The sequence below is a fragment of the Viridibacillus sp. NPDC096237 genome, from assembly GCF_050278625.1.
Classification (GTDB): domain Bacteria; phylum Bacillota; class Bacilli; order Bacillales_A; family Planococcaceae; genus Viridibacillus.
The window spans coordinates 1-13,176 of sequence record NZ_JBNNTI010000016.1; the positions used below are offsets into that span (position 1 = coordinate 1).

Genomic DNA, 13,176 nt, shown 5'->3' on the forward strand with positions numbered 1-13,176 from the left:
AATTTGCTTTACAATAGTCATAAGGCATTCGCTCCAATCGGTTTAGGTTGTTTTGTCGCTACCATTATACCGAATTTGGGGAGGTGCCTGTTTTTCATTGTCTGAAAGACGTTGATATGACTGAGCTCAGAATTATGAAATTAACTCAGATATATGTAAATAATTTAATGTTAATCTTTGTAAACCTAAAAATAATGTCCATGCAACAATTCCTAGAGAGCTAACGATTACTAAATGGAAAGATTGTTTTAATGCGAGATATATGACTGCTAGCATTGAAGCCGTTGATGGCAAGCCTAGCAGTACACCAATGACAAACTTATTTAAATTTTGTGCTTGCTCTCCTTGTAAAGTGAGCCAAACGATACTGAGTATACTAATTAGCGGAAGAGCTGCTATTATCCCCATAAGCAGGAAATAGTCTAGCAATTTCAGTAACAATACCAATAATCATTCCCGAAATCATTATTTTAATCATTACATTCATCAGATATCTGCTTTTTACCCAATAATATTAAAACTAACTTTGAAAGAAAAAGTCGATTTACTATAGTTTTTGCATCAGATATAAAAAGCTGTCTTTCTATGGTAAAAGTTTATATGTTGCGTAATTGCGTTCGCTCCGGACAAAAAGCGATTTTTAACCATCTATAAGTGTGATATACTGTTCATACATTAAAAGGAAAATAATCTAAAGATATACTTATAAAAGGTCTACCGATAGCATTAATAAATCCGCACTTCTTGAAGTTACTTTTAAGAGTTGTTCAATATTAGTTTATACATAGAGAGGAACTTACTATGAGGATAACGAAAAACACGCAAAAAAGAGAAGCATCTAAGAAGAAAATATTAAGAGTAACTAAAACTGTAAGTATACTATTACTCTTAGTAGTGTTTAGTTATGCCGGTTTTATTTTTATAAAAATGAAAAATGCATTTGATAATTCAACGGTTAATATAGAAAGAACAGGTGGTAAATCTGAGCTTAGAGAAGATGAAGTTTCTTTTAATGATAATCCCATTTCTATTTTGTTATTAGGGATTGAAGATTATTCTAGTAAAAAACAAGATGGTCGAGCTGATACACAAATGGTAATAACGTTAGATCCGAATACAAATGATATTAATATGGTTACTGTACCTAGGGATACAAGAGTCAATATTGAAAATGCAGGAGAATATTCAGGTATTCATAAAATGAATGCAGCTTATACATATGGTGAAATAACAGGATATGGAGCAGCTAAACTTCAAATAGAAACAGTTGAAAAACTCCTTAACATTCCAATAGACAACTTTATTGCAGTTAACTTTGAAGGTTTTCGTGACATTGTTGATGCTTTTGGCGGTGTTTCAATCGATATTAAAAAAGGTTTTTGGGAAGAAAATATCTACAATGGAAACAAGATTAAATTTAAACAAGGTACAGCTCATTTAACTGGTGAAGAATCGCTTGCTTTTGTACGTATGAGAAAAAGAGCTGAAAATGCTACCTATTCTAGAGAAGAAAGACAAAGACAGTTTTTAAAAGCAACCATTGATCAAGCTGTTTCAGCAGGTACAATTTTTAAAATTGGTCAAATTGCAGATATTCTAGGGAAAAATGTTGAAACAAATCTGTCAGTGAAAGAAATCTATGCACTGCAAAAAAAATATACAAAATCAAATAACTTATCAATAAAAACGATAGAGATCAAAGGTGCCGATAAAAGAGTAGATGGAAGTTTCTTTTATATTCCAGAAGAGAAGAGCCTAAAAAAAGTTAGCAAGAAATTACGTAATATACTTAAGTTAAACAAGGATACTGATTTTATTACTAATGCTGATTTCGTTGAATGAATAAATATTTAAATACTAAATAATCGATTTTAAAAAAATCAAAACAACCTGTCATCGATTTTAAGTCGGTGACAGGTTGCTTTATGTAAAAAGAGACAGTGACCAATGCGTAGGACTTTCCAATCTTTCTTTCTCTACTTCATTAGGTCGCAATTAGATTCCTTGAATAATCAAATACCGTAAGAACTGAATTTGAAATATCGGTTTGCTATAAAAATTATCGATTTCTTCTTTTAACTATTTACTACACAACGTAATTGAACCAATAACGTTTTTGCCTGGTCGTTTAATAAAAGAAAGAATTCAGTGTTTTTGCTGTAAAAGCTACCCATCCGTTAATGCATTATTAGGAACTTTCTGTGCCATTATAAAGAAAATATAGTACATCAAATTCAGTCGTCATTTGAAATAAATGATTAATTCCATTAGTCAGCATTAAAAGTTGACTGATTTATGTCTAAGATATTTACTCAAGCTCAACAATATTTCCGCAACACTGTAATAAAAGAATCAATTGAGGTTAAAGAAGTGTTTAATGCTTATATAGTCTAACGTCTTTGTAATATTTTAATTCATTACCTTTTAAAAAATCTAAAGTCATTTCATTAAAAATATCTTTTTTCATAGTACTTAATGGATCAAATGCATCTTTGAAAAGGGCCAGGATAGAGTTTGGTATTTCATTAAAAATAACTTGAGACGCTTTTCGTTCATCGACTCCCAGCACCTTTTTGTCTCCCCCCATCACTAGAGTTGGTACAGAAATAAATTTCAAATCAGAAGTATGGTTAACAAATTTTTGTTTTTTTGCAGATAACAACATTTGTTTATCAAAACTAAAAGAGTTTCTTAATATTTCTTTTGTATATTCATCGTTTTTATAAACCTTTAACAATAATTCAATAATTTTTTCAAAAGAAAGTAACCTCATGATCAAATTTGAAAATCTAAGAACCACACCAGATAGCTTTGTAGGAATTTCACTATATCCATTTGACAACACTAATTTATTTATATATCTACTATTTTTCACTGCAAATAGTTGAGCAACAACTGCTCCTTGAGAAACACCTACAATATTAATTTTTGAAATCTCCAAAGTATCCAAAAAACATTTTACATCCTCTGCTAGCAATCTAGTGTCATATTGTCCATTAGGAAAATATCTTGAAGATTCCCCATGACCTCGCATATCCATCATAATTAATTGATATTCCTTTGATAAACTATTAATTTGTGGTAACCACATTTTCCAACTCGCACCTAGTCCGTGTAGCAATAATAAAGGCTCCCCTTCACCTCTAATTTCATAATTAATTGAAATACCGTTTGCTTGAACTTTTGGCATTAGAGAAATCCCACCCTTGATTTAGTTTGAACCGATATCATTATTTACTTATTATTAAAAAGATAAGATGAAACTAAACCGTAAGAAATTGTTCAAAGACATTTGTACAAAGGAATCAATCGTAAAAATTGATTTCAAATGTTCGCTCGGTACGTCTCAAATACAAACGAAACCAATTTACAGATTCCGAAAAAAAGACATGTCTTGACTAGTTTCTGTACGTAACTACAGAGGAAATAACCAATATAAATAAACATCTATAAGCAAATAATCCTTCATGATAAGCTACCTTTCAAATAGCAGACCAGCACTAAATTACAGACGACGAAAACCTCGTTTTTAAGCTTTACCAGCAGGTAACTAAATAATACACATATCGAAAAAATATGATACATTTAAATAAAATAGAACGAAATAATTTATATTTGATATTATCCCCTTTAAGCAGACAGTGGTTTCAAAGACTTCCTAAAAATAAAAACAGGCACCTCTCCAAAGTCCGTAGCATATGAACAACCTATAACGAATGGAGAGAATGCCGTATAACCAACCATTCATTTCCAATTGGTAACATTGATCTATAACGCTAGCATACTAGCAATCGATTCTTATTTACACAATTTAACGTATCTTAATTTTAAGCTATGTTAATTAAAACTGTTGATATTCGAAAAATGCGAACAACTATTCCACAATGTAATTAAGAATTTATCTTTCAAGTAGTGAATTAAAAGAAAACAAAGGATAGGCTACGTTGTGAGCATTGTGATGCCAAATAAGTGGTTCGTTTTAGTAAATTCAAAGTGAAAATGGATGAAATCGAGTGTATGCTTCTTGGATTAAGCTTTCGTGAATCTGCTTAGAAGATGAAGGTATTTCCCACGTAACCCTATTTTACTTGCGACATAAAGTCTTATCGGCTCTTGCTCAAGTGGAATTAGAATTATTCGAAGAAATTGTTGAAATGTGAAAACGAATTAATAGAAGCACTTATCTTGATTAACAATCGACCAAGAAAATGCTTAGGGTGGAAAACTGCAGACGAGTGTTTTAAGGAGCCAGTGTTGCGCTTAAATTGACAAACTATCTTTTCATAGTTACTTGCCCTAAGTCCATTTTCTTCGGAAAGAATTCCCGTAATAAACCATTCCCATTTTCATTAGATCCTCACTGCCAGGGGGCGTAAGGATCTGCGAAGTAGAACGGGATTTCCAGCTCTTTTTCTAACGTTTTATAGCAGCTAAATTCTTTTCCACGATCCGTTGTCGCTGTTGGAAATCCTTGTGTTGGAAGAACTGAAACCAACTTGCGAATCGCACTTTCCATTGATTCTGCCGGAAAGACAATCGCCATAATGCCGGTCGTGAGTATCGTAAAACTGGTTGGAAATTATATTTTCGAGTGATTAGTCTCGAACAAAATTGTATGTTAGTAACACGTGACCGAACAAAAAATATTTTTTGATCACTTGAGCTCGGACGTATTTAAAAAACAAAATTAGAAAAAGGAATTGGTTCTAGTACCGATGCTTGGCGAGCGTTTAATGCCTATGTATATACATATGATTTTATAAATTTCGAAAAATCAAATAGAATCACTTTATATGTATAATGATAATTATTTCTTGTTTTCTTATTAGTTGCTTGCTTCGAAAGCGGAACAAATTGCAATTGATATAGCAATAGAAGAAGGATATCAATTTCCTGAATTTTGTAATGGAACAACCAAACATTACAAATATTCTAGATTGGATAACAAAGATTTGGAGATTTGGGATGTTCAATTAATAACCTCCAACCATCTCAAAAAATTGAATACACCTGAACTGATATATTATGGCAGAATGGATGATGGAAAACTTATTGATAAAGTTAGTGGAGTAGATAAATAAGTATTGGGGGGATTATTTGAAATTCGACACTTGAAATGTCACAAGAAAAACAGCGTTGGTTCTACACATTCGCAGATCCAACTCTGTTTTTTCACCTTAAATCAACAATGAAAATTAACATCACCTTTAACAGCCATCACCGAATTCAATAACAATTAAAGTTAACTGCGTAAATTATTTAAAAACACAGAATTTATTGCGCCTCCTCACGATACAATCTACACCTGAATTGTTAAAGCCATCCATGTAATTCCTACACCCGCAGACAATGCCAAGATTTTATCACCTTTTTGTAAGGAATGGGTTCGCGCTAAGTTATCTAAGTCGACTAACAAACCTGGTGCTCCTAGGTCACCTTGTTTAGATAAGAAAGGAATGTTTGTACTTTCATGGAGAAATGAAAATTCGGAAGCGATCTTCTTCATTAAGTCTACCCTTCCTGAAGGAAGAATTAAATACTTAATATCACGCAATTCCCATCCACTATCTATTAATACATTTTCAGTTACTTTTTTATAATTTTTAATATTCAGTTTATTTAATGCTGGGATCTTACTTTTATTAATTATAGAATATTGACCATCTGGTAAATTAGGATATTGATTACTTAAATTCTTTGTATATGCTGTTCCATCAGTTAGATGTCCTAATGAATGAAATTGACCATCTGTAAATCCATTGAAGCTAACTAGTCGATGTGATACATCTTTACCCTTTTCTAATAAGGTTGCTGCTGCAGAATCTCCGAAAATTAGCCCAGCTCCTGATCTCTCTTTAGTGTAAGCATCCCACATGTCAGCTGCTACAATTAAAGCCTTATTCCATTGATTCCCACCTAACATCATTGCTTTTATCGCTTGAATAGCTGCTTGAACTCCCCCGCAACCCAGTTGCATTTCAAAACAAAAAGCATTTTTAATGTTTAGTGCATCAGCCACTTTGGCCGCTGGCGACCATAGAAGATAATCCGGGGGAGTTGCTCCTACATATACAATTATATCAATATCATCTGAATCAACATCTAGTTGATCCATTAGCTTGATAGCAGCTCTGATTGCCATTTCCGTAGGTGTGTCTTCGAGTTGACCAACAGGTACTTCTGTTACACCAATTTTATTAAACACTATTTCTTGAATATAACCAGATTCAATCAATTTACATGTATTATATCTTTTTTCAGGTATATAAGTGCTGATACCTGAAATCCCTATATGTTCCACAATTATCCTCCTAAATAAAATCTTCAGGTCCACACCAACGTATCGCCATAGCCCCATACGACAAACCAGCTCCAAAAACAATTAAATATATTATTTTACCAGGAGTTAATATGCCATCATCTACAGCTTCTGTTAATGCTACCGGTAGATTTGCACCTGCCATATTTCCATAGCGGTCTAGATTTAGCAACGCTTTTTCAAAAGGAACACCCACATCCTCTAATCCTTTTCGTATAATATTTATATTTGCTTGATGGGTAAGAAATAAGTCTACCCCCTCAATCGGTATTTCTGTTTTACTTGTCAACCTTAAAGCAAGTTTCGGAATAATCTCTGTCCCAAATCTATAAACATCTGGTCCATTCATATGAAAATATTGTAGACCTTCATCAATATTTTCTTTAGTAAGAGGTAAGGCATTTCCCCCTGCTGGAACATACGCCGCAAAATAACCAGACGGATCACTACCTAGTTCAGTATGAAGAATACCTGTATTCCTTTTTGTAGCTCTTAGAATATAACATCCTGCTCCATCTCCTAAAATTACACTCGTAGTACGGTCTTTCCATGTAACTACTTTAGAATTAATTTCAGGTATTACAACTGCGACAGTTTTATACGTTCCATCACTTATAAACTTTGCACCCACAGATAAAGAAAAAACCCCACTAGAGCATCCTCCCGAGCGAACATCAAAACCAGGTGTATTTTTCATTCCCAGCTTTCTCATAATCATCGTAGCTAATTGGGGACTTTGATGATCGGGCGTATTAGAACCAGAAATAAGCAAATCGATATCATCAAGAGAAATACCTGCTCTATTCACAGCATCCATAATCGCATTAACACCTAAATCGGAGGTTACCTCATCACTCGTCGCAAATCTCCTTTCATGAATCCCAAGTTTATTGACTATCCATTCATCTGAAGTGTCAATTATTTTTTCCAAATCCGCATTTGTCATAACATGTTCAGGTAAGTACTTCCCTGTAGCTAATATACCTACATTATTTACTGTTTGTTTTTCACTCATGAAAAAACTCTCCCTCTAATTTCTCTTTGCAAATTATACATGTAAACCAGGTCGTTCAATTTTTTTCAATTGAGGTAAAACTTCTTTTGCAAATAGTTCCATGGTGCGGCAAGCATATTCATGTTCAATCCCTCCAAAACCGACTGATAAAACGAGTTCTGTGATACCACTTTCAATATACGATGTCATTATTCTACTTGCTTGTTCAGGTGTTCCAAAAAAACAAAGACCTGACTCCATGAAATTTTCAGGCGTTCGTTTTACACCTCTATTATTAAATAGTTTTTGAAGTGCTTTTATTCCCCGTTGTTTAGCAATTTCCTCGTCTTGATCAAGTACAAGGTTTAAGCAATAAGCCACGTGTCTATCTTCTTTTGGGTATTTACTTTTATCATAAGTATCGTGATACCCTTCAACCATTTGTTTAACCTCATCTATTTTTCTTACGGAAAGAGCAGACATGAAAATAGGTATACCTTGTCTAGCCATAGCTTGAATTGCCTCATTGCGGATTGTAGCCATTAAAGGTTTTTTCAATTTCTGAACAGGCCTTACGTTTAATCCACCATCAAATTGATGATATTCCCCTTGAAAAGTCACGTGCTTTTGTGACCATAACTGAAAAATTAATTCAGAACTTTCATCTAGCATTTTAACACGATCTTCAAACTCTATATTAAACCCCTCGAATTCATGTGGTAGATATCCACTACCTACTGCAAACTTCATTCTCCCGTTAGAAATAATATCCAACATAGCAAAATCTTCAGCAACACGAATCGGATTATGTAACGGGAGAACGGACACCGCAGTACCAAGACCAATATTGCAAGTAGTTCTTGAAACTGACGATAAGAAAACTGCAGGTGAAGCTATACTTCCATGTTCATTTTGAAAATGATGTTCCGCTAACCAAAAAGTATCAAAATTTAAGCTATCTGCTAATTCAATTTGTTCTTGGACTTCCTTATATTGTTGTTTTATGCCAACTGGGCTGTCATCATAATGATCAACAAGGGAAAAAATCGAATATTTCATAAGGGAACCACCTTCTGTTAAATTATTTTATAATGGTAGATCACGTTTTTTAAACACAATAATCGATATTGCAAATATTAAAACAGCTACTGAGAACAATATTATAGAAACTATTCCCACCTCATAATTTCCAGAAACTATCTCTTGTGGTCTGAATAAATTAAATACAGAAAAATTTCTTAATACTTCAAAATCATCACTTAACTTCCCAACCATATCCAATCCATAAAAGAAAATTGTCAAACCTGCTGACGCTCCTAATGATTGTTTTTCATCATTGAATAAACAAGAAAAGAAAAATGTGTAAGAACAAACGACTAAAAATAAGAGTCCTCCTACTAAATTCATTTTAAGAAATAACCCATGATTTATTTCATAATCATCTAACAACCAATATACTCCAACTAATCCACCTACATAAGTAACTAAGATTACTATAAGCAGACCCAACACAAGAGTAATAGCTTGAGTTAAAGCTATTTTAGTACGAGATACTGGTGTCGTGAGCAAATAGGCCATCGATCCTTTATCAACATGATGAGCTACCAGCTGGGTAGAGACCACTACGCTAAAAATCATTAATAAAAGTAAGAAGACTAAACCGTAATATTCTCCTGCTAAATAACTATTGAGTTCTTGGATACCACCGCTCAATCCAGTTGCCTTTAAAAGACTTTCTGGCATTGACTTAATTAGTTTGTTCACGCCTTCTGTTGATACAATACTAGGAAAAACCCAAATTAAAATCCATAGATAAAATAAAGAACCCACTGCATAACTGAAGAAATTCTTAGATTGTGATCTTAAATTCGCTTTAAAGAGAAACATATTCATTGAGTGAACACCTCTTTATCTTTTTTGTCGGCTATGACCTCGTTACGATCATAGTAATGCATAAATATATCCTCTAAATCCATCGTTCTAATTTGAATATTAGTAATATTAAAAGGTACCAATGCTTTTACAAAATCATTATAATCCCCTTGAACAACAATAAATGCTGTATTATCTTTGGAGCCCTCAATATTTAAGCCTGACTGCTCTAGCCTATGGAGCTGTTCTCTTGACTCAACGGTCACCTCAATAATTTTGCGCTGTCTAGCTCTTAAATCATGTACATTTTCTACAGTTAGTAGCTTTCCATCCTTTATTATGGCCACTCTGTCACATGTTCTCTCAACTTCCTGAAACATATGGGAAGACATTAAGATAGTAGTGCCTCTTTGTTTTTCTTCTAAAATAAGTTCTATGAAGAGCTGTTGCATCAGTGGATCTAAACCTGAAGTCGGCTCATCTAATATTAAAACCTGAGGCTGATGCATAAAGGCAGCTACTATACCTACTTTTTGTTTCATTCCTTTGGACATTTTTCGAATGGGAGTCTTAACATCAAATTGTAAACGATTAATAAGTTCATCTCTTCTATTTGTATCCTTTAATCCCTGCATTCCACCAATTAGATTAAGGAATTGTACGCCGTTCATTCCGTCTATGAAAGATATTTCGCCAGGTAAATACCCTACATTTTTTTTAATTTCAGGAGATTTATCCCAACAATCAAGACCTGCAATTAAAGACTTGCCAGATGTAGGTTTAGTAAAACCCATTAAATTTCGAATTGTGGTGGACTTCCCAGCACCATTCGGTCCTAAGTAACCAAATACTTCGCCTTTTGCAACTTCAAATGAAAGATCATAAATACCTTTTCCATTTTTAAAAACTTTTGAAAGTCCATTTACTTTTATAATGATAATCACCTTTTCTTATAAATTTTAACATCAATAGTTCAATACCATTGATCCCCATGCCAACCCTGCACCGTAAGAACATATTGCTAATTTGTCTCCTCTTTTTATTTTCCCTAAATGAATGGCTTCATCTAGTGCAATTAGAGAGGAAGCACCACCAGTATTACCGTATTTGTAGTTATTCATATACGTGCGTTCTCTAGGTAATCCAATCATATCCATAACATTGTTTATGATGTTTACATTGGCTTGATGGAAAATAACGAAATCTATTTCTTTCATCTCTAAACCAGCATCAGATACTGTTTCAATTATGACATTTGGTGTAGCTGTGTTTCCAAACTCCCATACGTCTTTTCCTTCTATGTGTGGAGTTTTTTGATTAGGGAGAACATCTACAGTTCCTCCTCCAGGCCACCATGCCTTGTTATATTTTGTACCATCTGTATATAGGTTATAAGCAAGTACCCCTTCTTCTTTTGGACAAGATTCCAAAATTACCGCTCCAGAACCGTCTCCAAGGAAGCAAGCTGTATTTCGATAAGACCAATCTATAAATCTAGAATAAATTTCTGTGCATACCACAAGAGCTCTCTTAAAACGAACTCCATCTAAAAATTTCAGTGCGGTAGTCATAGCAAAGACCGCATTTGGACAACCTCCGATATTCATATCAAATGCCACAGCATTTTTAGCACCCAGTTTCCCCTGTAATATACACGCTGTTGCAGGGCTTCTAATATCGGAGTATATAGAAGCAATTATGATTAAATCTAATTCCTCAGCATGTATTTTTGCTGACTCTAACGCTTTTATTGCCGAATTGTATGAAAGGTCTGAGATATTTTGTTCTTGGTCTTCTGATACTATACGGCGTTCTTTTATACCGTACTTCTCTTGTATCCATTCATCACTAGTATCCATAAGCTTTTCTAAGTCATGATTTGTTAATACTTTACTAGGTACATAAGCACCCGTTCCAATAATCCTTGCAGAATTTTGTTTTGTCATACAACACTTCATTTCCTCTCTTAATGTTTAATAATTGATGCCACCCATGATATTCCTAGCCCCGCTCCTATACACAATGTGAATTCCCCAGCTTTTGGTTGATAATGCTCTAATATATTTTGAATATCTATAACAAACCCAGATGCCGCACAATCTCCTATATCGGCAAGAAAGGGTATATTAGTTTTTTCAATCGGAAACCCTAATTCTTTCACTATTTTTTCCATAAGGTCTAATCTTCCAGAAGGAACTATTACATAAGAAATGTCACTTAATGCAAGACCTTGTTCATCAAGAACGTTTTTGGCTATATTGAGATAATTTGAGATATTCTCTTTCATCAAATCTTGTAATTTTTCACCACGCGCGAATGTCCAAAGATTTTCTTTGACATTACTGTTACTGTCTACAAATTTCTTAGCAGCGGGGGTAAAGCCAGTATAAAATGTTAAGTCATGATAATAACCTTTAGTTATTGCGTCGTAACCGAAAAACATATTACGTTCATGTCCTTTTTGTAAAAGCATCGCTGCTCCAGCATCGCCCAGTATGACTTCGTTCGTTTCCCTATTGGTTGTTAGGTGACCAAAATTATCACCGGATACTAATAACGCTGTTTTCCATTTTCCACTATTCTTAAGGGTTTCGGCAACAAACTTTATAGCTGTTTGATAACTTCCACACCCCATATTTAAATCGAATGCGAATGCATTTTTCAAATTTAGCTCATCACAAACCCTAGCAGAAGGTAGCCAGACTTGATAATCATTCATAGCGCTGCCCACATATATTAGAATATCAATATCTAACGGATCAACTTTAGTTTTATTTAGCAAATCTCTGGACGCGTTAATAGCTAAATCACTACCAATTTCAGTCTCTGCTACTGGAACCGACTGAACACCAATTTTATTGAACTTTTTTGATGTTAATTGACCTATTTCCACTAAATCACTTACACTTTTTCTAGGAGGTAAATACACTGAAACTCCTAAAACACCTACAGGCACATTCATTATTTCCCACCCTTTCTCTAATAAGCTATTGTAAAATTAGTAACGTATTAAAAAAGCATGCCATTCTCCCAGACCCATTACCATCATTCCCAAAAGATCCCCTTTTTTCACTAATTTATCTTGCATAGCCCACTTAAGAGATATAAAAACGTCAAAACCACTAATATGACCAAGATTCTCGATATAATGAATAGGAATTTTAGTAGCTGGTAAACCAAGCAAATTAGCAATTGAGAGATGGTAGTGGGCTTGCTGATGAACAACAAATAACATATCTAACTGATTGACATTAATATTCGCCTTCTTGCACAATTCTAAAATTGGTTTAGTAGAAATTTGAGAGAAAATTGGTTTTAATTCAGTTTTATATTTTTCAATATTAAAGTCTACTTGTTCCTCCCATCCTCCATCGAAAGATGTTTTTTCAGAGAATGGCATAATGACCCCACCTTCTCTCATCACTCCCAAACTTGGCATTGTTTCATTTAAATTAATATATTCGAGTGAAATTAAATCTGGCGAATTTCGTTTAATGACTAGTGAACATGCACCATCTCCTATAAATTGGGGGAAAGTTCCACCACCTAAATGTTCTGTTAGAGCAATTAAGACAGTATTAATCTCATCGTCTGCCTTGATCATATCTATTGCCATATGATAAGCAGCACCAGTTGTATTACAACCACCATAAACATCAATTGTACTAGCATTGATACACCCAAGTTGATCAGCAATGAAAGCAGAGCTTTGCCATTTTTCATAATCACTGGAGAGGCTGTTCGCAATTATAAAATCAATTTCTTCAGGAATGATTGAAGCCTCATTTATAGCTTCTTTTGCAGCTCTAAGAGAAAATAACATAGGATTCTCATTCTCTGTAGCCAGAGGTACAAAATTACAGCCAAGTCTTTCCTTTAATGTTTCTCTAATTTTAGCCGCGGGTGCTAATACATCCCAAGTACTTACTAAATTTTCTGGTAATGAAACACCAATTCCAGCAATTCCAATTTCCTCTTCCATGATTTCTAC

12 protein-coding genes and 3 pseudogenes are annotated in these 13,176 nt (G+C 33.9%); 4 read left to right on the forward strand and 11 right to left on the reverse strand.

Annotated elements, in window-relative coordinates:
• Positions 1 to 132: 132 nt before the first annotated feature.
• A complete protein-coding gene (locus ACQKMD_RS10590; RefSeq protein ID WP_427751844.1) occupies positions 133 to 441 on the reverse strand; it encodes a DUF3147 family protein in 309 nt (102 codons plus the stop codon).
• A 360-nt stretch (positions 442 to 801) separates the two neighbouring features.
• Between ACQKMD_RS10590 and ACQKMD_RS10595 the strand changes: the two genes are divergently transcribed.
• Positions 802 to 1,842 (forward strand): LCP family protein, encoded by a 1,041-nt coding sequence (locus ACQKMD_RS10595; protein WP_427751846.1) that lies wholly within the window; start codon positions 802 to 804, stop codon positions 1,840 to 1,842.
• A 532-nt stretch (positions 1,843 to 2,374) separates the two neighbouring features.
• Here ACQKMD_RS10595 and ACQKMD_RS10600 read toward each other — a convergent pair.
• The gene (locus ACQKMD_RS10600) at positions 2,375 to 3,190 is read right to left on the reverse strand and encodes an alpha/beta fold hydrolase (RefSeq protein ID WP_427751848.1); all 816 of its coding nucleotides are present in this window, start codon (positions 3,188 to 3,190) and stop codon (positions 2,375 to 2,377) included.
• Between the two features lie 818 nt (positions 3,191 to 4,008).
• Here ACQKMD_RS10600 and ACQKMD_RS10605 point away from each other — a divergent pair.
• Together ACQKMD_RS10605 and ACQKMD_RS10610 are read left to right on the forward strand one after the other, a co-directional pair.
• Positions 4,009 to 4,157: pseudogene (locus tag ACQKMD_RS10605) on the forward strand (IS1595 family transposase); the annotation flags it as partial.
• 1 nt (position 4,158) lies between these two features.
• A pseudogene (locus ACQKMD_RS10610) lies at positions 4,159 to 4,269 on the forward strand (IS30 family transposase); the annotation flags it as partial.
• Positions 4,270 to 4,285: 16 nt separating this feature from the next.
• On the opposite strand, the pseudogene ACQKMD_RS10615 reads toward ACQKMD_RS10610, so the two are convergent.
• Positions 4,286 to 4,525, reverse strand: a pseudogene (locus ACQKMD_RS10615) (IS30 family transposase); the annotation flags it as partial.
• A 304-nt stretch (positions 4,526 to 4,829) separates the two neighbouring features.
• Here ACQKMD_RS10615 and ACQKMD_RS10620 point away from each other — a divergent pair.
• Positions 4,830 to 5,081, forward strand: coding sequence for a hypothetical protein (locus tag ACQKMD_RS10620; RefSeq protein WP_427751850.1), 252 nt, complete (start codon positions 4,830 to 4,832; stop codon positions 5,079 to 5,081).
• Between the two features lie 218 nt (positions 5,082 to 5,299).
• Here the strand turns inward: ACQKMD_RS10620 and ACQKMD_RS10625 are convergent, their stop codons facing one another.
• From ACQKMD_RS10625 to ACQKMD_RS10660, 8 genes are read right to left on the reverse strand one after another with little or no spacing between them, the layout of a single operon-like run.
• Positions 5,300 to 6,301 (reverse strand): 3-oxoacyl-[acyl-carrier-protein] synthase III C-terminal domain-containing protein, encoded by a 1,002-nt coding sequence (locus ACQKMD_RS10625; protein WP_427751852.1) that lies wholly within the window; start codon positions 6,299 to 6,301, stop codon positions 5,300 to 5,302.
• Between the two features lie 10 nt (positions 6,302 to 6,311).
• Positions 6,312 to 7,334, reverse strand: coding sequence for a 3-oxoacyl-ACP synthase III family protein (locus ACQKMD_RS10630; protein ID WP_427751854.1), 1,023 nt, complete (start codon positions 7,332 to 7,334; stop codon positions 6,312 to 6,314).
• Positions 7,335 to 7,367: 33 nt separating this feature from the next.
• On the reverse strand, positions 7,368 to 8,372 hold the full coding sequence (locus ACQKMD_RS10635) for an LLM class flavin-dependent oxidoreductase (protein ID WP_427751856.1): 1,005 nt from the start codon (positions 8,370 to 8,372) through the stop codon (positions 7,368 to 7,370).
• Positions 8,373 to 8,399: 27 nt separating this feature from the next.
• Complete coding sequence (locus ACQKMD_RS10640) at positions 8,400 to 9,206, reverse strand: ABC transporter permease subunit (RefSeq protein ID WP_427751859.1); 807 nt, start codon at positions 9,204 to 9,206, stop codon at positions 8,400 to 8,402.
• Entirely contained in the window at positions 9,203 to 10,120 is a 918-nt protein-coding gene (locus ACQKMD_RS10645) for an ABC transporter ATP-binding protein (RefSeq protein WP_427751947.1), read from the reverse strand. Before ACQKMD_RS10645 ends, ACQKMD_RS10640 begins: the two co-directional genes overlap by 4 nt.
• Positions 10,121 to 10,150: 30 nt before the next feature.
• Positions 10,151 to 11,131, reverse strand: coding sequence for a 3-oxoacyl-ACP synthase III family protein (locus tag ACQKMD_RS10650; RefSeq protein ID WP_427751860.1), 981 nt, complete (start codon positions 11,129 to 11,131; stop codon positions 10,151 to 10,153).
• Between the two features lie 20 nt (positions 11,132 to 11,151).
• Positions 11,152 to 12,147: a 3-oxoacyl-ACP synthase III family protein gene (locus ACQKMD_RS10655; protein ID WP_427751862.1), complete on the reverse strand. Its 996-nt coding sequence runs from the start codon at positions 12,145 to 12,147 to the stop codon at positions 11,152 to 11,154.
• A 36-nt stretch (positions 12,148 to 12,183) separates the two neighbouring features.
• Entirely contained in the window at positions 12,184 to 13,167 is a 984-nt protein-coding gene (locus tag ACQKMD_RS10660) for a 3-oxoacyl-[acyl-carrier-protein] synthase III C-terminal domain-containing protein (protein ID WP_427751864.1), read from the reverse strand.
• Positions 13,168 to 13,176 lie beyond the last annotated feature (9 nt).

Excerpts from the sequence above, each read along its gene's own strand:
- ACQKMD_RS10635 (WP_427751856.1), bottom strand. The coding sequence starts at position 8,372 with ATGAAATATTCGATTTTTTCCCTTGTTGATCATTATGATGACAGCCCA.
- ACQKMD_RS10655 (WP_427751862.1), bottom strand. The coding sequence starts at position 12,147 with ATGAATGTGCCTGTAGGTGTTTTAGGAGTTTCAGTGTATTTACCTCCT.
- ACQKMD_RS10640 (WP_427751859.1), bottom strand. The coding sequence starts at position 9,206 with ATGAATATGTTTCTCTTTAAAGCGAATTTAAGATCACAATCTAAGAAT.
- ACQKMD_RS10600 (WP_427751848.1), bottom strand. The coding sequence starts at position 3,190 with ATGCCAAAAGTTCAAGCAAACGGTATTTCAATTAATTATGAAATTAGA.
- ACQKMD_RS10650 (WP_427751860.1), bottom strand. The coding sequence starts at position 11,131 with ATGACAAAACAAAATTCTGCAAGGATTATTGGAACGGGTGCTTATGTA.
- ACQKMD_RS10660 (WP_427751864.1), bottom strand. The coding sequence starts at position 13,167 with ATGGAAGAGGAAATTGGAATTGCTGGAATTGGTGTTTCATTACCAGAA.
- ACQKMD_RS10595 (WP_427751846.1), top strand. The coding sequence starts at position 802 with ATGAGGATAACGAAAAACACGCAAAAAAGAGAAGCATCTAAGAAGAAA.
- ACQKMD_RS10630 (WP_427751854.1), bottom strand. The coding sequence starts at position 7,334 with ATGAGTGAAAAACAAACAGTAAATAATGTAGGTATATTAGCTACAGGG.